We start from the raw sequence: 552 nt of genomic DNA, 5'->3' as shown, positions 1-552 counted from the left end.
AAGCAGGAGATGAAGCAGTGGCAATATTAAATCACAATAAAGCTAGTGCATACCTAGTGCCAGCTCAAACATACGAAAAATTAATGCAAATAGTAGATGACTATATGTTATCTAATAAAGTAAAAGAAAGAATTGAAGATACAGATGAACTAGTAGAAGTTAATCTAGATGACTTATAAGCTACTATTTCACAAAAAAGCCCTAAAAGAATGGGATAAAATTGATTTTAAAATAAAAGAACAGTTCAAAAATAAACTAAAAGAAAGACTAGAAAATCCAAGAATTCCAAAAGATAAACTATCAGGCTTTGAAGATGTTTACAAAATCAAGCTAAGAAACGCAGGTTTTAGATTAGCATATGAAGTAAAAGATAAAGAAATAGTCGTAATTGTTCTAGCTATTGGGAAAAGAGAAAATGATAAGATTTATAAGCTTTTGGATTCTAGATTCTAATCAAAATAAACACTTACCATCCAAATATATCTTGAAAAAGTATACTTAGTAATTAAAAAGTTCCAAGGATAGGATATATAACTATACAAAATATTTTAT

General features: G+C 27.4%; 2 protein-coding genes. Both read left to right on the top strand.

The annotated features are described in order from the left end of the window. Positions 1-179, top strand: a 179-nt coding sequence (locus tag ACERKK_RS13200; RefSeq protein WP_373773536.1) for an antitoxin, incomplete at its 5' end; no start/stop codon positions are given. Further along, positions 169-453 carry a type II toxin-antitoxin system RelE/ParE family toxin gene (locus ACERKK_RS13195; protein ID WP_373773535.1) on the top strand — a complete coding sequence of 95 codons (285 nt, stop codon included), beginning with the start codon at positions 169-171 and terminating at the stop codon, positions 451-453. The genes ACERKK_RS13200 and ACERKK_RS13195, both read left to right, overlap by 11 nt. Positions 454-552 lie beyond the last annotated feature (99 nt).

The organism is Poseidonibacter sp., assembly GCF_041821165.1.
In the GTDB taxonomy this organism is placed as follows: domain Bacteria; phylum Campylobacterota; class Campylobacteria; order Campylobacterales; family Arcobacteraceae; genus Poseidonibacter.
This window is presented reverse-complemented; position numbering and strand designations above follow the sequence as displayed.

Coding starts and splice junctions, on each gene's coding strand:
- ACERKK_RS13195 (WP_373773535.1), top strand. CDS start 169: ATGACTTATAAGCTACTATTTCACAAAAAAGCCCTAAAAGAATGGGAT.